Source organism: Bradyrhizobium sp. Mp19, assembly GCF_029952935.1.
GTDB lineage: Bacteria > Pseudomonadota > Alphaproteobacteria > Rhizobiales > Xanthobacteraceae > Bradyrhizobium > Bradyrhizobium elkanii.
In genome coordinates this window covers 1-17,726 of the sequence record NZ_JASAUT010000023.1, presented here as the reverse complement: position 1 = coordinate 17,726, position 17,726 = coordinate 1, and the positions used below count along the sequence as shown (strand labels likewise).

The window sequence follows — 17,726 nt, the reverse complement described above, 5'->3', positions numbered from 1 at the left end:
GCGCGAACAACGCTCGCACCGCGCTTAGTTATCCCGCGTGCTTCGTTGCTGGGTCCTCGTCGCACCTTTGAAGTCAGCGCCCGGGGCTTACCCCTCTCCCTAACCCTCCCCCGCAAGGGGGGAGGGAACCCTTCCGCCGCTGCGTCCCTCACTGAAGGATTCGAACGGAGTGTGACCACCGAGCGCGGGGGCGCACGATGATCGGCAAGCTGAAGGGCCTGATCGATTCCTATGGCGAGGATTACGTGATCCTCGACGTCGGCGGCGTCGGTTATCAGGTGCATTGCGCGAGCCGCACGTTGCAGGCGCTGCCGTCGCCAGGCGGTGCCGCCGTGCTCTCGATCGAGACCTATGTCCGCGAGGATCAGATCAAGCTGTTCGGTTTCCGCTCGGATCACGAGCGCGAATGGTTTCGCCTGCTGCAGACCGTGCAGGGGGTCGGCGCCAAGGTGGCGCTCGCGGTGCTCGGCACGCTGCCGCCGACCGATCTCGCCAACGCCATCGCGCTGCGCGACAAGGCGGCGGTGGCGCGGACGCCGGGGGTCGGGCCGAAGGTCGCCGAGCGTATCGTCAGCGAATTGAAGGAAAAGGCGCCGGGCTTTGCCGATGTCGATCCCGCGGTGGTGCAGCTCTCGGGTGCGATCGACAACAATCGCGCGCCGCGTCCGGTCACCGACGCCATCTCCGCGCTGGTCAATCTCGGCTACGGCCAGCCGCAGGCCGCCGCCGCCATCGCCGCCGCCTCGCGCAGCGCCGGTGAGAAGGCCGAGACCGCGCAGCTGATCCGGCTGGGCCTGAAGGAATTGTCGAAGTGAGTTGTGCATTGGAGCGCCTCTTTTCTTCACCTCGCCCCGCTTGCGGGGAGAGGTCGGATCGCATCGCAGATGCGATCCGGGTGAGGGGGTACAGGTCTCGACGCACATCGCGCTCGCGGAGGGAGCCCCTCACCCCAACCCTCTCCCCGCAAGAGCGGGGAGAGGGAGAACAATCATCTCGTGTTAGTCTCGCATCATGAATACGCCCTCGCGCATGGTCTCGCCCGAACGCCGCTCCGATGATGTCGGCGACACCGCACTGCGGCCGCAGTCGCTGACGGAGTTCGTCGGCCAGGCCCAGGCGCGCAAGAATCTCTCGATCTTCATCGAGGCCGCGAAGAAGCGCGGCGAGGCGCTCGATCACGTGCTGTTCGTCGGTCCCCCCGGCCTCGGCAAGACCACACTGGCGCAGATCGTCGCGCGCGAACTCGGCGTCGGCTTTCGTGCCACCTCCGGCCCGGTCATCGCCAAGGCCGGCGACCTCGCGGCGCTGCTGACCAATCTCGAAGAGCGCGATGTGCTGTTCATCGACGAGATCCATCGCCTCAGCCCGGCGGTCGAGGAAGTGCTCTATCCCGCGATGGAGGATTTTCAGCTCGACCTGATCATCGGCGAAGGCCCCGCGGCGCGCTCGGTCAAGATCGAGCTGTCGAAATTCACGCTGGTCGGCGCGACGACGCGCGCAGGCCTGCTCACCAATCCGTTGCGCGACCGCTTCGGCATTCCGATCCGGCTCAATTTCTACACCGAGGAGGAGCTGGAGAAGATCGTCACCCGTGGCGCCCGCGTGCTCAATATCGGCATGAGCCCGGATGGCGCCAACGAAATCGCGCGCCGCGCCCGCGGCACGCCGCGCATCGCCGGCCGCCTGCTGCGCCGGGTGCGCGACTTTGCCTCCGCAGCGGACGCCGATTCCGTCGACCGCGGCATCGCCGACCGGGCGCTGAGCGCCCTCGAGGTCGACAGCGCCGGGCTCGATGCGATGGACCGGCGCTATCTCACCACGATCGCCTTGAACTATGGCGGTGGACCCGTCGGCGTCGAGACCATGGCGGCGGCGCTGTCGGAGCCGCGCGATGCGATCGAGGACATCATCGAGCCCTATCTGATCCAGTGCGGCTATCTGCAGCGCACCCCGCGGGGCCGGCTCCTGACCTCGCATGCCTTCCGCCATCTCGGCCTCGCCGAGCCGAACCGCGACCCCTCGCAGTTCGGCCTGTTCGGCGGCAATGGCGACGAGGACTGACGCATGATCCAGAACAGCGCGAACCGGTTGTCATGCTCGAACAAAGGGCCTCCGCTCCCAAAGACGTGAATGACGTGTTGATGCAGCGCGTCGCGCTTGCCGGTAACCTTGCCTACTAACCATTGCGGCATCTCCGCAGGCCGTCGGCACAAACGCGGCCCAATTTCGCTCCAATCAAAGGGCCTATGATAGCCCAGAGTGTTTTCGACAAGCGCCAGGCATCACCGATCACACATCCATGATTTCACGTCGTCATTTTCTGCGCGGGTTCGGCGGATTGACCGCCGCCACCGCTTCGACCGCGGCCTATGGCTTGAGCGAGCCGGTCGTCCGCCTCGCGCTCACGCGCTACGATCTGTCGCCGCGGCAATGGCCGGCGGACTTTCCGCTCAAGATCGCCGCACTCGCCGACATCCACGCCTGCGATCCCTGGATGTCGCTCGATCACATCGCTGAGATCGTCGAGCGGACGAACGCCCTGAACCCCGACATCATCGTGCTGCTCGGCGACTATGTTGCGGGGCTACGTCATGTGACGCGCTTCATTCCGGCCTCCGACTGGGCCGCGGTGCTGAAGGGCCTGAAGGCGCCGCTCGGCGTGCACGCCGTGCTCGGCAACCACGACTACTGGGAAGACAAGGCGGTACAGCGCCTGGGGCGCGGCATCCCGCTCGCGCGCCGTGCGCTGGAGGGGGCGGGGATTCCGGTCTACGAGAACGACGCGGTGCGGCTCGCCAAGGACGGCCGTCCGTTCTGGCTCGCCGGTCTCGGCGACCAACTCGCCTTCATGGCGGCGCGGCCCTATCGCCAGGTCTTGCGCATCGGCGTCGACGATCTCAACGCGACGCTTGCCAAGGTCACCGACGATGCGCCGGTGATCCTGCTCGCGCATGAGCCCGACATCGCGCTCCGCGTGCCCTCGCGCGTCGCGTTGCAGCTGTCCGGCCACACCCATGGCGGACAGGTGCGGCTGCTCGGCTGGTCGCCGGCGGTGCCGGTGAAGCACGGCATGCGGCTCGCCTATGGCCATATCAAGCTGAAATGCGACGTCGTCGTCTCCGGCGGCCTCGGCTGCAGCATCATGCCGTTCCGCCTTGGCGTGCCGCCCGAGATCGTGCAGGTCACGCTCGGCGCAAAGGGGCCGGTGGTGTCCTGAGCGCGCTTGCGCCGGCTGGCGATTTTGCGCAATACGAACCAAAGTTTTGCGCAATCGGGGGCTGCAAATGACCTCACCCATTCTCGACGGCCAGATCCGCGATGGCCGCCACCATATGCAGGTTCGCGTCTATTACGAAGACACCGATTTTTCCGGCATCGTCTATCACGCCAATTACCTGCGCTTCATGGAGCGCGGGCGCACCAATCATCTCCGCCTGATGGGCGCCGAGCAGCAGGCGCTGTTCGATGAAGCGCAGGAGGAGACCGGCGGCTTCGCCTTTGTCGTGCGCTCGATGACGCTCGACTTCCTCAAGCCGGCGCGGATGGACGACGTGCTCGACGTCGTGACCTGGCCGATCGCTGTGAAGGGCGCCTCCATCATGCTCGCTCAGGAAGTCCGGCGCGGCGATGACGTGCTTGTGAAGGCCGAGGTCCGCGTCGCCTTCATCAGCGGCGGCCGCGCGCAGCCGATTCCCAAGGCTATTCGCGCGCTGATGAAGGCCGATCTGGCTTAGAGCGTTTTCGAGCGAGGTGGATACCGGTTCGCGTGAAGAAAACGCGTCAAAAACAGGAATCTGGATCCCTGTTCCGATACAATCGGAACGGAATAGGCTCCAGCTATCGGGCGATAAGAAACGACCCATCGACTCTGCGCGGCGCGGCGATAGATTTGCGCGCGACAAAGCGCGATCAGATTGATCGCGTTTGTCTTACATTTCGAGCACGATCTTTTCGGAAAACCGCTTCACACTTTTCCGGATCATGCTTCAACCGCGAGGGATCGCCAATGTCACGCCCGCCGCTGCCACCCTTCACCCGCGAGACCGCCGCGCAGAAAGCGCGCATGGCGGAGGACGCCTGGAATTCGCGCGACCCGGTTCGGGTTGCCGGCGCCTATACCGAGGACAGCCGCTGGCGTAACCGCTCCGAGGTGTTTCAGGGCCGCGAGGCGATCGTGGCCTTCCTGACCCGCAAATGGGAGAAGGAGCAGGAGTATCGCCTGATCAAGGATCTCTGGGCATTCGACGGCAACCGCATCGCGGTCCGCTTCCAGTACGAATGGCACGATGCCGGCGGCAACTGGTTTCGCTCCTACGGCAACGAGCAGTGGGAGTTCGACGAGCACGGCCTGATGCGCCGCCGCGAGGCCTCGATCAACGACATCGCGATCGCAGAGAAGGACCGCCGCTTCCACTGGCCCGCCCCGGGCCCGCGTCCGGCCGACGTGCCGGGCCTGAGGCCGGAGCCGTTCTGATCAACTCGTAGCCCGGATGGAGCCAACGGGTCGCGCGAACGCGGGCCCGATGACACGCTCCGCGAAATCCGGGGCGGTCTCGTGGCTGTACCGTCCCCGGATTGCGCTTCGCTGCATCCGGGCTACTTGCAAGCGGCGGGAGCTGGGCCGTTGTGCTTCGAGACGCGCGTTCCGCGCTCCTCAGCATGACGGGGATGAGATTGAGTGCGCGGCTAGAGTTAAGCGCGCAGATCCTCGCTCCGTCACCCCCGCGCAAAGGCATCGCCTTTGTCGCTGGAGGTGCGAGCGGAGCGAGCCTCGAAGGGTGGACGGCCCCGCGCTCGGAGCCGTCGCTTCTCAGTGTGCCCTATGCCGCAGCCTTATGCCGCGCGATCTCGGCCTTGTAGAGCTCGAACTCCTCCGCGATCGCCTTCGCAACCGAGGGACGGGCGCGCAGGCGCTCGTAATAGGCCTTCAGCGCCGGCCATTTCGCGAGCTCGATCGGCGGCGTTGCCATGGTCCAGTTGATCACGGTGACGAGATAGGCGTCGGCGACGCTGAAATGATCGAGCAGGTACTCGCGGCCCTTTAGGTGGTCCTCGACATAGTCGAGCCGCGAGACGTATTTCTCCACGGCATAGGTCTTGGCCTCCGGCGGCGCCTTCTTGTCGAGCAGCGGCAGGAACAGGCCCTTGTGCAGCTCGGTGCCGATGAAGCACAGCCATTGATGCAGCTTTGAACGCTCGGCGTTCGACGCCGTGCCGATGCCGGCGCGCGGAAACTGGTCGGCGACATATTGCAGGATCGCGGCGTTCTCGGTCAGCACGACGCCGTCGTCGGTGCGCAGCGTCGGTACCAGCCCGAGCGGATTGACCTTGTTGAAGTCGGAGCCGTCGTTGCGCACCGCCTTGGTCTTCGGATCGACCTCGAGATAGTTGGCCGGCTGGCCCGCTTCATAGAGCGCGACTCGGGTCGCCATCGAGCAGGCGAGGGGCGAGAAATAAAGGTCCATGGGTGCCTCCAGTGTCTGGCGCGGGTGTCCGGCCGTTGTTGATTTTTGTACTGTCTTGGATAATATTGAAGCCGTCAAGGAATTAAATGCGAAATGGTACAAAAAAGTAAGAAACCGCCATCTGCTGCAAAGATCGACGCTCCGGTCGCACCGAAGCGGCGCGGGCGGCCGCGCGCCTACGAGCCCGATGTCGCGCTCGGCAAGGCGCTCGATCTGTTCCGCCGCGATGGCTTCGCCGCGACCTCGCTCGATGATCTGAGCGCGGCGACCGGCATGAACCGGCCGAGCCTCTATGGCGCGTTCGGTGACAAGCGCGAGCTCTACATCAAGAGCTATCAGCGCTACCGCGACGACGCGCGCGCGGCGATGATCGACATCTTCCGCGCCGATGCGCCGCTGCGCGAGCGGCTCGAGCGCATCTATCGCATCGCGCTCGACATCTATCTCTCCGGCGAGTCCGGCCCCCGCGGCTGCTTCACGGTGATGACGGCGGCGTCCGAGGCGGTGTCGGATCCGGATATCCGCAGCATGGTGGTGGAGGGCCTGACCGAGCTCGACAAGGCGTTTGGCATTTGCTTCCGCCATGCCAAGGAGCGCGGCGAGCTGCCCGAGGGAGCCGATCCGGCATCACTGGCGCATCTGGCCTCCGCCACCATCCACACCATCGCGATCCGCGCCCGAGCCCGCGTGCCGCGCAAGGAGCTCGAGGCGATCGTGAAGGGCGCCGTCGACGTGCTGTGCGGGGCGAAATAGCGGCGGGGAACTTTCTCGCGCAGCAAATGTCGGGCGCTGGCTTTCCCGCCCGTCTTCCGTAAGGTCTACCCACTCACGGAAGCGGAACATCATGGGAAAAGTCAGGACTTCAGTATTCACGGTCTCGATCGACGGATTTGGCGCGGCGCTGAATCAGAGCCTCGAACATCCGTTCGGCGTGGGCGGCCTGGCGCTGCCCGCCGCCTGGTTCTTCGAGACGCGAACCTTTCGCGCGATGACCGGCCAGGACGGCGGCACCACCGGGCTCGACGACGAGATCGCGCGCAAGTCGATGGAGGGGATCGGCGCCTGGATCATGGGCCGCAACATGTTCGGCCCGATCCGCGGACCATGGCCGGATCACGCCTGGAAGGGCTGGTGGGGCGACAATCCGCCATACCACACCCCGGTGTTCGTGCTGACCCATCACGCGCGGCCCGACATCGAGATGGAAGGCGGCACCACGTTCCACTTCGTGACCGACGGCATGCTCGCGGCGCTCGAGCGGGCGCGCGCGGTTGCTGGGGACAAGGATATCCGCGTCGGCGGCGGCGTCTCGGTGGTGCGGCAATTCCTGCAGGCGCGCCTGCTCGACGAGCTGCAACTGGTGTTGCCGCCGGTCGCGCTCGGTGCCGGCGAGAGTTTGTTCGCGGGCATCGATCTGCCCGCCCTCGGCTATGCCGTCGTCTCGCATGTCGCGAGCCCGCACGCGACCCACGTCACCTTCGCGCGCAAGGCGTCTTAGTCAGCCGTGCACCTTGTCCGTCATTGCGAGCGAAGCGAAGCAATCGATGTCTCCGCGTATGCGGTACGATGGATTGCTTCGTCGCTTCGCTCCCCGCAATGACGCTCAAGCGTGATTCCGCAATCGCCCGTTTCGTAGCCCGGATGGAGCGCAGCGCAATCCGGGAGCGGTTTGTCCGGCGCAAAGAACCCCGGATTTCGCTTCGCTGCATCCGGGCTACACGCAGGTGTCAATACCCCCGCTTGCGGTCGACGAGGTTCTCCAGCGCGCCGCCGGCCTCGAAGCGCGCGATCTGCTGCGCGACATATTTCGAGATCTCGTCGGCGTCGGTGTCGGCGGCGTTGTGCGGCGTCAGCACCACCTTCGGGTGGCTCCAGAACGGGCTCGCCTCGGGCAGCGGCTCGGTCTCGAAGACGTCGAGCGAGGCGGCGCCCAGCGTGCCGTCATCGAGCGCGCGCAGGATGTCGGCCTCGTTCTGCAAGCCGCCGCGGCCGGCATTGATGATGACGGGCGCGCCGAGCGGGCTCTCGCGGTTCAGCTTCGCGAACGCGTCGCGGTTCAGCACATGCCTTGTGTCCGGCGTCAGCGGCAGCAGGCAGACCAGGATGTTGGTCTCGCGCAGGAATGCGTCGAGCCCGTCCGCGCCGTGATAGCAGGCGATGCCGTCGATCCGCTTCTCGCTGCGGCTCCAGCCGACGACGCGAAAGCCGAGCGCGCGCAGTGCCTGCGCCGAGGCGGCGCCGAGCGTGCCGAGCCCCATCACGCCGACGGTGATCGCGCTCGCCGCCCATTGATAGTCCGGCGCCCAGCGCTTCACCCGCTGCGACTCGCGCAAATAGAGCTCCTGGCGGTGATGCATCAGCACATGCAGCACGACATATTCGGTCATGCGGTCGGTGAGATCGGAGACCGCGACCCGCACCAGCGGCACATCCGGCAGCGAGCGATCGGCCATCAACGCGTCGACCCCGGCGCCGAGATTGAAGATGACGCGCAGGTTCTTGAACGCCGCGAGATCGCCCGGCTTCGGCTTCCACACCGCGGCGTAATGCACCTCGGCGGGATCGAGCGCGCCGTCCGGCAGCAGCACGACGCGGCGATCCGGGCAGACCCCGTCGAACCGCGCCTTCCAGCGCGCCGACGACCAGTTTTCCGAGCCGCCATTGATCAGCAGCGCGAGTGCGCCATTACCCATCCGGATACCTCCAGCATTAATGTGACGCATGTCACAGAGCGGGTCCAACCCGCACTCATCTCCTGCCATCAACAGGGGAGAACTTCCATGCGCAAACTGATCCTGGTGTCCGCTTTCGTCCTCGCTGCCGTCGCCACGGCCCACGCCGATCAAAGCCGCGGCCTCGTGCTCGCAAACGCTGAAGCGCCGGCGCAGGCGCAACCGGCCGTTGCTCCAGCGCAGGGCGAGGCCCAGCGGGCCTCATCACAGGCCCAGGCACAACCCGTGGAGCCCCCGCGGCAGCAGGCGTCCCGTCCGGTGACGAGGAGCCACGTCCGCCATCGCGAGAGCGATGAAGCCGAGGCGCGCCGGATCGCCGCCCGCTACGGCGTCTATTGGTAACAGCGTGCTCATCGCCGCGGCGACGGCCTGACGCGCCGCCGCCGCGGCTGAGTTTGTCGAAGCTCGCGATGGAGCCTCGATCAAAATCCATCGCCGGCATCCGGAACCTAAATTTCTTTCGCGCCCCCTGTCGGCAGCGGGCATAATCGTTCGTTCTTGCAATGAACGGAGATGCCTTTTCGATGCTGTACGCCATCCTCTGCTATCATGACGAAGACATGGTCGGTTCCTGGAGCAAGGAACACGACGCCTCCGTCATGCAGAAACTGTCCGTCGTGCAGGACAAGCTCGCCAAGCAGGGCAAGCTCGGCCCGGTGGCGCGGCTGTTGCCGACCACCGCGGCGACCACGCTGCGCAAGGAAAATCCGCCGCTGGTGCTGGACGGCCCGTTCGCCGAAACCAAGGAGCAGCTGCTCGGCTTCTATCTGGTCGAGGGCAAGAACCTCGACGAGGTGCTCGACATCGCGCGCGACCTCGGCGAGGCCAATCCCGGCGGCACCTATGAGATCCGTCCGGTCGGCTACTTCAATCAGGGGGGTACCAAGGCGTGAGCGTGACCGACACCGCCTGGATCGATGCTGCGTTGACGTCCGCGCGTCCCCAGGCGGTCGGCGCCCTGCTGCGCTACTTCCGCAATCTCGACACCGCCGAGGAGGCGTTCCAGAACGCCTGCCTGCGGGCGCTCAAGAGCTGGCCGCAGAACGGCCCGCCGCGCGATCCCGCGGCGTGGCTGATCATGGTCGGCCGCAACGTCGCGATCGACGAGGTCCGCCGCAACAAGAAGCAGCAGCCGCTGCCCGACGACGACCAGGCGATCTCCGACCTCGACGACGCCGAGGACGAGATCGCCGAGCGGCTCGACGGCTCGCACTACCGCGACGACATTCTGCGGCTGCTCTTCATCTGCTGTCACAAGGATCTGCCGGCGACGCAGCAGATCGCGCTCGCGCTGCGCATCGTCTCAGGTCTCACGGTGAAGCAGATCGCGCGCGCCTTCCTGGTCTCGGAAGCGGCGATGGAGCAGCGCATCACGCGGGCCAAGGCGCGCGTCGCCGATGCCAACGTGCCGTTCGAGACGCCGGGTGCGGTCGAGCGCAGCGAGCGGCTCGCCTCGGTCGCGGCGATGATCTATCTGATCTTCAACGAGGGCTATTCGGCGAGCGGCGACACCGCCGAAATCCGCGCGCCGCTGTGCGAGGAGGCGATTCGCCTCGCCCGCCTGCTGCTGCGGCTGTTCCAGAGCGAGCCCGAGATCATGGGGCTCACCGCGCTGCTGTTGCTGCAGCATGCCCGCGCCGAGGCGCGCTTCGACGCCGACGGCCAGGTGATCCTGCTCGACGACCAGGACCGCAGCCTGTGGAATCAGAAGCAGATCGCCGAGGGCCTCGCGCTGATCGACAAGGCGATGCGCCACCGCCGCAGCGGTCCCTATCAGGTGCAGGCGGCGATCGCAGCGCTGCACGCCCGTGCGGAAAAGCCCGAGGATACCGACTGGACCCAGATCGATCTGCTGTACGGTGCGCTCGAGGTCTTGCAGCCGTCGCCGGTGATCACGCTCAACCGCGCCGTTGCGGTCTCCAAGGTGAAGGGGCCGGAAGCCGCGCTCGAGATGATCGAGCCCCTGGCACCGCGGCTTGCCAACTACTTCCATTATTTCGGCGTGCGCGGCGCCTTCTTGATGCAGCTCGGCCGCAACGAGGAGGCCCGCATCGCCTTCGACCGCGCCATCGCGCTTGCCAACACCACCGCTGAAGCCGCCCACATCCGCATGCATATCGACCGCCTGATGCGCGACAGCCAGCCGCGCAACGCGAAGGCGGGGAAATAGTCGTCCAAGGTGTCGCGCGGCCGTCATGCGCGGCCCTGAGCCCGTATAGCTTCCTCCCCGAAAGCGATGCTTCCCTCGAAGCCCCGATTGCCGCCCGGCATCGAAACGACGCCGGCTGTCGCCATTGCCTGCTTCCCTGCGGCGCACCTCCGCAGTAGCCTGCGTGAATTGCACACAAAACCATTGCCCGGAGAATGAAATGATTGATCGCCCGCTCGATAAATCGGTGCATTCAGCGCAAGGCAATCGCCAAATAAATCGCCGCGATCTCCTGTTGAACGGCAGCTCGGTCCTGGCCATGCTTGCGTTGGCCTCAATTGCGCCCGCGAACCCCACGTCTGCCGCCGCGCAATCGACCGCGCCGCGCCCGCACATCGTTTACATCGTCGCGGACGATCTCGGATGGAAGGACGTCGGATTTCACGGCTCCGACATCAAGACCTCAAATATCGACAAGCTTGCGCAGGACGGGGCCCGGCTCGAGCAATTCTACGTCCAGCCGATGTGCACCCCAACCCGCGCAGCATTGATGACCGGCCGCTATCCGTGCCGCTACGGCTTGCAAACCCTGGTCATTCCGACGCCCGCCAAATACGGATTGCCAACCGATGAATGGCTGCTGCCGCAGGCGCTCAAGGAAGCGGGCTACAGGACCGCCATGGTCGGCAAGTGGCATCTTGGGCACGCCGACCGCAAGTTCTGGCCGCGTCAACGCGGGTTCGATTACCACTATGGATCGATGGTGGGCGAGGTCGATTACTTCACCCATTCATCGGCAAATGTGCGCGACTGGTATCGCAACGACAAGCCGGTGAACGAGCCGGGCTACGTCACTCAATTGTGGGGTGCGGATGCAGTCGCGCAAATCGACGCCCATGATCCAAAGGTACCGCTGTTTCTGTATCTAGCCTTTACCGCTCCGCACTCGCCTTACCAGGCTCCGAAGGAATACATCGACAGGTACCGGCATATCGAAGATCCGACGAGACGCATTTACGCCGCCATGATCACGTGCATGGACGACGAGATCGGCAAGCTGGTCTCCGCGCTCGAACGGAAGAAGATGCGCGAGAACACTTTGATCGTTTTCATGAGCGACAATGGCGGCAACCAGACCGCGCTCCTTGCCGGGGATGCGGACGTGTCGAAGCTGAAGCTGCCAGCCGACAACGGTCCTTACCGCGGCGGAAAAGGCATGCTGTACGAAGGCGGGACGCGCGTCGCCGCGTTCGCGAACTGGCCCGGACAGATCAGAGCCGGCGAGGTGAGGGAGATGATGCACGTCGTGGACATGTTCCCGACGCTCGCCGGCCTCGCCGGCGCCAACCTCGCCAAGGGAAGCAAGGAAAGGCCGCTCGATGGGCTGGACGTCTGGGCCACCGTCAGCAAAGGCGCCCCCTCGCCCAGGCACGAGGTGGTCTACAACATCGAGCCGTTCCGCGGCGGTGTGCGCGCAGGTGACTGGAAGCTGATCTGGCGGACACCGCTCCCTTCGGCGATCGAGCTGTACAACATCCCGCAAGACCCGTCGGAAAAAACCAATCTGGCCGAAAGCAACCCTCAGAAGGTCAGGGAGTTGCAGTCCCGCATCGAACAACTCGCCAGGGAGAGCGCCAAGTCTCTGTTTCTTGCCGACGCTTTCGCGGCGGTCAAGGGCGCGGCACACGGGCCGCCTTCGCTACCCAGCGAGGAAGCCTTTTTCACGCAAGGTGACTGAGGGCGAGGGGCTGCGGGGCCGACCCCGTTGAAGGGGCAAACCACATTGAATCTGGCCGGATGCCCGTGACTCGAGCTCCCGCACCGGGAGCCTCGATCATGCATTGCGACGACATGCAAAAATCTTCACCGGGGTTGTCGGCCCCGTACTCCGCCGTTCGTCATGAAGGCAGAGAGCATCACCAAGCGTTACGGAGCCTGTCATGCCGACGATCGTCGACACCGAAGTCTCAAAGCCCGCCCGCATCACCGGACGCGTCATGAGCGGCGTGGTCGTCCTGTTCCTGCTGTTCGACGGCGCGATCAAGCTGGTGCCGCTGTCTGTTGTTACCGAGACCATGGACAGGATGGGCTTCGGCGCGAGCGATGCGCTGGCGCGCAGCCTCGGCATCATCACCATCGTCTGCACGCTGCTGTACTCGGTGCCGCCGACCTCGATCCTCGGCGCGATCCTGCTCACCGGCTATCTCGGCGGCGCGATCGCATCGCATGTGCGGATCGGCAGCCCGCTGTTCACCCACACGTTGTTCGGGCTCTATCTCGGCCTGATGCTGTGGGGCGGGCTCTATCTGCGCGACGGCAATCTGCGCGCAATGCTTCCGTTTCGCGGGTGAGCTGCTTGTTTGCCGCGTTTTCTTCACGCGAACCGGTACCCACTTCGCTTGAAAACGCTTCCGTTGTTCAATCCATCCTTGTGGAGACTGTCATGTTGGAGACCATTGCCATCATCGCGATCGTCCTCGGCGTCGCGATCGCCGTCATCCTCGTCGTCGCGGCGACCAAGCCGGGCACGCTCCGCGTCACGCGTGCGGTCAGCATCAACGCGCCGGCCGAGCGGATCTTTCCATTGATCGACGATTTCCATCAGTGGACGGTCTGGTCGCCCTACGAGAACCGGGATCCGGCCATGAAGCGCATCTATAGCGGCGCCGGGCGCGGGCAGGGTGCGGTCTACGCCTGGGACGGCAACAAGAATGTCGGTGCCGGCCGCATGGAGATCCTGCAATCCTCCGCGCCGTCGAAGATCGTCATCAAGCTCGACTTCATCAAGCCGTTCGAAGGCCACAACACCGCCGAGTTCACAATGCTGCCGCAGGGAGATGCGACCAGCGTCACATGGACCATGTATGGTCCGGCCGTCTTCATGTCGAAGGTGATGCAGGTGTTCATGAACCTGGATCGCATGATCGGCAGGGATTTCGAGGTCGGTCTCGCCAATCTGAAGAAGCTGACTGAAAAGTAGCGCGTTTTCGCGCGAAGTAGTTACCGGTTCGCGTCAAGAAAACGTGTCAAGATAACAATCCAGAGCCCTCGTTCCGATACCATCGGGACGAGGCTCGAATGACCCAAGGGAGCATGCGATGCAGGTCAACCCCTATCTCTCCTACGACGGCAATTGCGGCGCGGCGCTGAAATTCTACGAGAAGGTTCTCGGCGCGCGGATCGAGGACACCTTCCCCTACGGCGAGGGTAGTGCGGAGATGCAGACGCCGCCCGGCTGGAAAGACAAGATCATGCACGCTCGCCTCACGATCGACGGCGAGATCATCATGGCGTCCGACGCCCCGCCCGGCCACTTCCAGAAGCCGCAGGGCTTCCACGTCGCGTTGCAGGTCGAGGATCCCGCGGAGGCCGAACGCCGCTTCAAGGCGCTGTCCGAGGGCGGCACGGTGACGATGCCGTTCGGCAAGACCTTCTTCTCCAACGGCTTCGGCATGTGCGTCGATCAGTTCGGCATCCCCTGGATGGTGAACTGCCCGCAGGGGATGTAACCCCGAGCTGCCTGATTGGACCGTCATCCCCGCGCAACGGCTCCGCCGTTGTCGCTGGAGGTGGCCGCTTCTTCAGCGGCCCTCGAAGGATCGACGGCCACCGGCGGGGCCGTTCATCCTTCGAGGCTCGCAAGGGCTCGCACCTCAGGATGACGGTCCGGTAGCGTCGGCGGGTCAAGAAAGACGCAATCCACGCCGCTACCTGCACCGCGGATAAATCGCCGCGAGCTCGCGGCCGCGCAGCAATAGCAGGCGCGAGGTCAGGCCGCCGCGGCGCACGATCCAGCCGCGCACCGGTGCCGGATAGGCTTGCAGCACCGCGACGGACGCTTCCGGCTCTGCATACGTGCGGCCGCGCCGGTCAATCGAGCGCGCGGCGTGGAAGCCGAGCACGGCGCGCCGCGTCACGCAGATGCGGTCACCCGGCACCATCGAGAGCACCAGGGTGCAGGCCGACAGGCAGGGCCCGTCGATCACGACGCGTTCGCCCGACTCGCGCACCTTGTCGAACAGTTCGATGAACGGGCCGACCTCCCCGCCGGGGCTGGCGAGGATACGAACATCGGCTTGCGCGCAGCTAACCGTTGCGCAGAGAGCTGCCGCCGCGACAAGTATTTTCATGCGCGCAATCCCTGCCACGATGCGATCGAGGTGCCGCATCTGAAGCCGCAAGGCTCGCGCCGGAATGGGGCATCGTCAAGACCGATGTCCCGGTCGCCGACAGCAGGTGGCTCAGGCCGCGCGGTTCTTGAGCGCCCCCACGATGGCAGTGAGCACGGCGCCGGCAACGCCGCCGCCCGCGACCTGGCCGATGATGCTGCCGATGTCAGGCGTCGCGCCGGAATTGGCGAGCAGCGGGATCAGCATGCCCAGAAGCTGTCCGCCCGCGCCGCCGCCGATGGCGCCTGCGATGGTGTTACCGAGCGTGCCGAGATCGATGTTCTTGGCCGCTCCCGCCGCGACATTGCCGCCGACGGCTCCGCTGATGACTTGAATGATCAGATTGATGAGGACGCCCGACATGAGGTGACTTCCCCCGGTATCTGGTTCAGCACGGCGGAGACGCCGGCCGGCGTCCCACCGCCGCGAAGGTTAGGCCTCCAGCGCGCAGAGGTCATGCTGCACACGCGAAGATTGCGGCCCGTGCCGACGCTATGCACCGGCTTTTTGAGGGAACCCTCCGGCTCTCCCGAGAGCCTCAGCCCGCGCTGGAGACGCCGGCCTCGGCAAAGGTCGCCATGCCGCCATGACAGGCGAGCGCCGCGCGCAGCAAAAGGATCGCAACCCCCGCGCCGGAGCCTTCGCCGAGCCGCATGTTAAGGTCGAGCAAGGGGGCGAGTTCGAGCTCGCGCAGCAATTCGCGGTGGCCGAGTTCGGCCGACACATGTCCGGCGCGGCAATGCGCGAGGCTGTCGGGTTGAAGCCGCGCCAGCGGCAGCACCGCGGCTGTCGCCACGAAGCCGTCGAGCAGCACCGGGATGGATCTTGCACGCGCCGCCAGCACAGCGCCCGCGATCGCCGCGAGCTCGCGTCCGCCGAGCGACATTGCGGTGACGAGCGGATCGTCGATCACGCCGCGATGCAGCTTGAGCGCCGCATCGATCGTGGTGCGCTTGCGTATCAGCCCGGCATCGTCGACGCCGGTGCCGCGGCCGGCCCAGCGTACGCCGCGCCCGCCCATCAATGCCGCGCACAGCGTCGCGGCGACCGTGGTGTTGGCGATGCCCATCTCGCCGACCACGAGCAAATCGCATTGCTCGGGCACCGTGCGCCAGCCGGTATCGAGCGCGACCAGGAAATCGGCGGCGTCCATCGCCGGCCCGGTCGTGAAGTCGCGGGTCGGGCGCGCCAGCTCGAGCGGCTCGACGCGCAGCTCGGCACCGGCAAGCTTGGCGATCTGGTTGATCGCAGCGCCGCCGGCGGCGAAGTTCGCCACCATCTGCGCGGTGACCTCGGAGGGATAGGCTGAAACGCCTCGCTCGGCGATGCCGTGATTGCCGGCGAACACGGCGATCGTGACGTGATCGAGCCGGGGCATCTCGCGCCGCTGCCAGCGCGCCAGCCAGATCGCAACCTCTTCCAGGCGGCCGAGGCTTCCCCTCGGCTTGGTCAGGTTCTGCTGGCGCTGCGTGGCGGCCGCGGCACTGGCCTCGTCGCCCTGCGGCAGGTCGCGACAAAAGCCGCGGATGTCGTCTAGAGTACTGAACTGCATGCGATTCCCTCGTCGAGCGGGCCGCAAGCTAATGCATGATCCGGAAAAGTGTGAAGCGGTTTTCCTCGCGACAAATGCGTAGCATTTGCGTGGAGATCATGCCCTAACAGGAAGCTAAAGCGCGATGAGATCGAGCCCGATCTCGTCGCGCTTTAGCCCAATTTCCAGGCCTTCACCATGAATCAATGGCTCGACGAACTCAGGACCGCCACCGCCTTCCTGACCCGCTTGCCGATGCCGCATCCGGACGGCGCGCGGCCGGAGAGCTTTGCCCGGGCGCAGCGGCTGTTTCCCTTGGTCGGGGCCGCCATCGGGGCGGCGATCGGCCTGTTTTGCCTGCTGCTGCGGGCGATCGGTGTGCCGGATCTCGCCGCCGCCGCGCTCGCGCTCGGCGGCGGTGCGCTGCTCACCGGCGCGCTGCATGAGGACGGGCTCGCCGATGTCGCCGACGGGTTCGGCGGCGGCCGCGATGTCGCGGCCAAGCTCGAGATCATGCGCGACAGCCGGCTCGGCACCTATGGCGCGCTGGCGCTGGTGGTGAGCTTTGCCGCCAAGCTCGCGGCGCTGGCTGCACTTCCGAACGGATTTGTGGTGCAGAGTCTGATATCTGCGCACGCGCTGGGCCGTGGCGTGCTGCCATGGATTGCGATCAGCCTGCCTTATGCGCGCAAGGACGGGCTCGCCGCCAATGCCGGTAGGCCCGACGGGACAATTGCCGTGGTCGCGGCGGGCCTGGCGCTGCTGATCGCAGTCCTCGCCTTGCCGTTCGGCAGCGCGCTGCTGGCGGCAATCGCGGCCGGTGCGAGCGCACTGGTCATGGTGCTCGTGGCAAAGCGGCAGATCGGCGGCCAGACCGGCGACGTGCTCGGCGGCGCCGAGCAGGTCGCGGAGACCGCGATCCTGGTGCTGCTTGCGGCGCGGTTAGGTTAGGGCGTTTTCGAGCGAAGTGGATCCCGGTTCGCGTGAAGAAAGCGCGCCAAAATGAAAGCGTGAGCGGAACATGGAAACCCGTCTCTGGCTTATCCGTCATGCGCCGGTGGACGGTCCGCGCGGCGTGATCCACGCGCCGGATGCGCCCGCCGACCTCAGCGATGGCGCGGCATTCGCGTCGTTGCAGGTGAGGCTGCCGGCTCACGCTCTCGCGGTCTGCAGTCCGGCGCGGCGCACCCGCGAGACCGCAGCAAAGCTCGGCCTGACGGCAGCCGAGGACGACGCGTTTCGCGAGCAGGATTTTGGCGATTGGACCGGCCGGCGCCATAGCGAGATCGAAGCCGAGCTCGGCGCAGCCTATCGCGCGTTCTGGCAATCGCCGGGCAACAACCGGCCGCCGGGCGGCGAAAGCTTTGCCGATCAGATCATGCGGGCACGGGCGGGGCTGGCGCGTCTGCCGGCCGGCGACGTCGTGCTGGTCGTGCATTCCGGCACCATCCGCGCGATCCTTGCAATCGCCCTCGATCTTGCGCCGGAGCTCGCGCTGCGCTTCGTCATCGATCCGCTGTCGCTGACCCGGATCGATCGGTTGCCGAATGCTTGGCGCGTCGTCGCGGTGAACGGGCGCTAGGCCGATTGCGCTAATGTTAGTTCCGTCATCCTGAGAGGCTGTGAATCTATGTGATTTGAGGCGTTTCCGTTTGCGGAACGGTGAGTCGAATGATTCTC

General features: G+C 65.8%; 21 protein-coding genes. 16 read left to right on the top strand and 5 right to left on the bottom strand.

From position 1 onward, the window contains the following. Positions 1-197 precede the first annotated feature (197 nt). From ruvA to QJT82_RS23795, 5 genes are all read left to right on the top strand, one after another. Positions 198-815, top strand: coding sequence for a Holliday junction branch migration protein RuvA (gene ruvA, locus QJT82_RS23815; protein WP_028343969.1), 618 nt, complete (start codon positions 198-200; stop codon positions 813-815). A 196-nt stretch (positions 816-1,011) separates the two neighbouring features. Then, a complete protein-coding gene (gene ruvB / locus QJT82_RS23810) occupies positions 1,012-2,061 on the top strand; it encodes a Holliday junction branch migration DNA helicase RuvB (RefSeq protein ID WP_016842550.1) in 1,050 nt (349 codons plus the stop codon). Positions 2,062-2,299: 238 nt separating this feature from the next. Beyond that, complete coding sequence (locus QJT82_RS23805) at positions 2,300-3,217, top strand: metallophosphoesterase (protein ID WP_028343968.1); 918 nt, start codon at positions 2,300-2,302, stop codon at positions 3,215-3,217. A gap of 67 nt (positions 3,218-3,284) precedes the next feature. Continuing rightward, complete coding sequence (gene ybgC / locus QJT82_RS23800) at positions 3,285-3,734, top strand: tol-pal system-associated acyl-CoA thioesterase (RefSeq protein ID WP_028332822.1); 450 nt, start codon at positions 3,285-3,287, stop codon at positions 3,732-3,734. A gap of 272 nt (positions 3,735-4,006) precedes the next feature. Then, complete coding sequence (locus tag QJT82_RS23795; protein ID WP_028343967.1) at positions 4,007-4,474, top strand: nuclear transport factor 2 family protein; 468 nt, start codon at positions 4,007-4,009, stop codon at positions 4,472-4,474. 346 nt (positions 4,475-4,820) lie between these two features. Here QJT82_RS23795 and QJT82_RS23790 read toward each other — a convergent pair whose 3' ends face one another. Then, positions 4,821-5,465 carry a glutathione binding-like protein gene (locus tag QJT82_RS23790; RefSeq protein WP_028343966.1) on the bottom strand — a complete coding sequence of 215 codons (645 nt, stop codon included), beginning with the start codon at positions 5,463-5,465 and terminating at the stop codon, positions 4,821-4,823. A 93-nt stretch (positions 5,466-5,558) separates the two neighbouring features. Between QJT82_RS23790 and QJT82_RS23785 the strand changes: the two genes are divergently transcribed. Both QJT82_RS23785 and QJT82_RS23780 read left to right on the top strand, forming a co-directional pair. Next, positions 5,559-6,218, top strand: a complete 660-nt coding sequence (locus QJT82_RS23785; RefSeq protein ID WP_028343965.1) for a TetR/AcrR family transcriptional regulator — start codon at positions 5,559-5,561, stop codon at positions 6,216-6,218. A gap of 91 nt (positions 6,219-6,309) precedes the next feature. Next, entirely contained in the window at positions 6,310-6,963 is a 654-nt protein-coding gene (locus tag QJT82_RS23780; RefSeq protein ID WP_028343964.1) for a dihydrofolate reductase family protein, read from the top strand. 229 nt (positions 6,964-7,192) lie between these two features. On the opposite strand, the gene QJT82_RS23775 is transcribed toward QJT82_RS23780, so the two are convergent. Beyond that, positions 7,193-8,158: a glyoxylate/hydroxypyruvate reductase A gene (locus QJT82_RS23775; RefSeq protein ID WP_028343963.1), complete on the bottom strand. Its 966-nt coding sequence runs from the start codon at positions 8,156-8,158 to the stop codon at positions 7,193-7,195. 87 nt (positions 8,159-8,245) lie between these two features. On the opposite strand from QJT82_RS23775, the gene QJT82_RS23770 reads away from it, so the two are divergent. The 7 genes from QJT82_RS23770 to QJT82_RS23740 all read left to right on the top strand — a co-directional run bounded on the left by QJT82_RS23770 (position 8,246) and on the right by QJT82_RS23740 (position 13,855). Then, a complete protein-coding gene (locus QJT82_RS23770; RefSeq protein ID WP_028343962.1) occupies positions 8,246-8,539 on the top strand; it encodes a hypothetical protein in 294 nt (97 codons plus the stop codon). 182 nt (positions 8,540-8,721) lie between these two features. Beyond that, positions 8,722-9,090: a YciI family protein gene (locus tag QJT82_RS23765; RefSeq protein WP_028332829.1), complete on the top strand. Its 369-nt coding sequence runs from the start codon at positions 8,722-8,724 to the stop codon at positions 9,088-9,090. Continuing rightward, positions 9,087-10,367 carry an RNA polymerase sigma factor gene (locus tag QJT82_RS23760; RefSeq protein ID WP_028343961.1) on the top strand — a complete coding sequence of 427 codons (1,281 nt, stop codon included), beginning with the start codon at positions 9,087-9,089 and terminating at the stop codon, positions 10,365-10,367. The genes QJT82_RS23765 and QJT82_RS23760 overlap by 4 nt, the downstream gene beginning before the upstream one ends. Positions 10,368-10,566: 199 nt before the next feature. After that, the gene (locus QJT82_RS23755) at positions 10,567-12,084 is read left to right on the top strand and encodes an arylsulfatase (protein WP_028343960.1); all 1,518 of its coding nucleotides are present in this window, start codon (positions 10,567-10,569) and stop codon (positions 12,082-12,084) included. 202 nt (positions 12,085-12,286) lie between these two features. Next, positions 12,287-12,697: a DoxX family protein gene (locus QJT82_RS23750; protein ID WP_028343959.1), complete on the top strand. Its 411-nt coding sequence runs from the start codon at positions 12,287-12,289 to the stop codon at positions 12,695-12,697. Positions 12,698-12,789: 92 nt separating this feature from the next. After that, entirely contained in the window at positions 12,790-13,326 is a 537-nt protein-coding gene (locus tag QJT82_RS23745; RefSeq protein WP_028343958.1) for an SRPBCC family protein, read from the top strand. Between the two features lie 118 nt (positions 13,327-13,444). Then, positions 13,445-13,855, top strand: a complete 411-nt coding sequence (locus QJT82_RS23740; protein WP_028343957.1) for a VOC family protein — start codon at positions 13,445-13,447, stop codon at positions 13,853-13,855. A gap of 198 nt (positions 13,856-14,053) precedes the next feature. Here the strand turns inward: QJT82_RS23740 and QJT82_RS23735 are convergent, their stop codons facing one another. The 3 genes from QJT82_RS23735 to cobT form a co-directional block, all read right to left on the bottom strand. Further along, on the bottom strand, positions 14,054-14,476 hold the full coding sequence (locus tag QJT82_RS23735; protein ID WP_028343956.1) for a hypothetical protein: 423 nt from the start codon (positions 14,474-14,476) through the stop codon (positions 14,054-14,056). Positions 14,477-14,587: 111 nt separating this feature from the next. Next, positions 14,588-14,878, bottom strand: coding sequence for a hypothetical protein (locus QJT82_RS23730; protein WP_016842535.1), 291 nt, complete (start codon positions 14,876-14,878; stop codon positions 14,588-14,590). A 175-nt stretch (positions 14,879-15,053) separates the two neighbouring features. Continuing rightward, positions 15,054-16,067 (bottom strand): nicotinate-nucleotide--dimethylbenzimidazole phosphoribosyltransferase, encoded by a 1,014-nt coding sequence (gene cobT / locus QJT82_RS23725; protein WP_028343955.1) that lies wholly within the window; start codon positions 16,065-16,067, stop codon positions 15,054-15,056. A 177-nt stretch (positions 16,068-16,244) separates the two neighbouring features. Between cobT and cobS the strand changes: the two genes are divergently transcribed. Both cobS and QJT82_RS23715 read left to right on the top strand, forming a co-directional pair. Further along, positions 16,245-16,997, top strand: coding sequence for an adenosylcobinamide-GDP ribazoletransferase (gene cobS, locus QJT82_RS23720; protein ID WP_028343954.1), 753 nt, complete (start codon positions 16,245-16,247; stop codon positions 16,995-16,997). A 70-nt stretch (positions 16,998-17,067) separates the two neighbouring features. After that, positions 17,068-17,628 (top strand): histidine phosphatase family protein, encoded by a 561-nt coding sequence (locus tag QJT82_RS23715; protein ID WP_028343953.1) that lies wholly within the window; start codon positions 17,068-17,070, stop codon positions 17,626-17,628. The last annotated feature ends 98 nt before the right edge of the window (positions 17,629-17,726 follow it).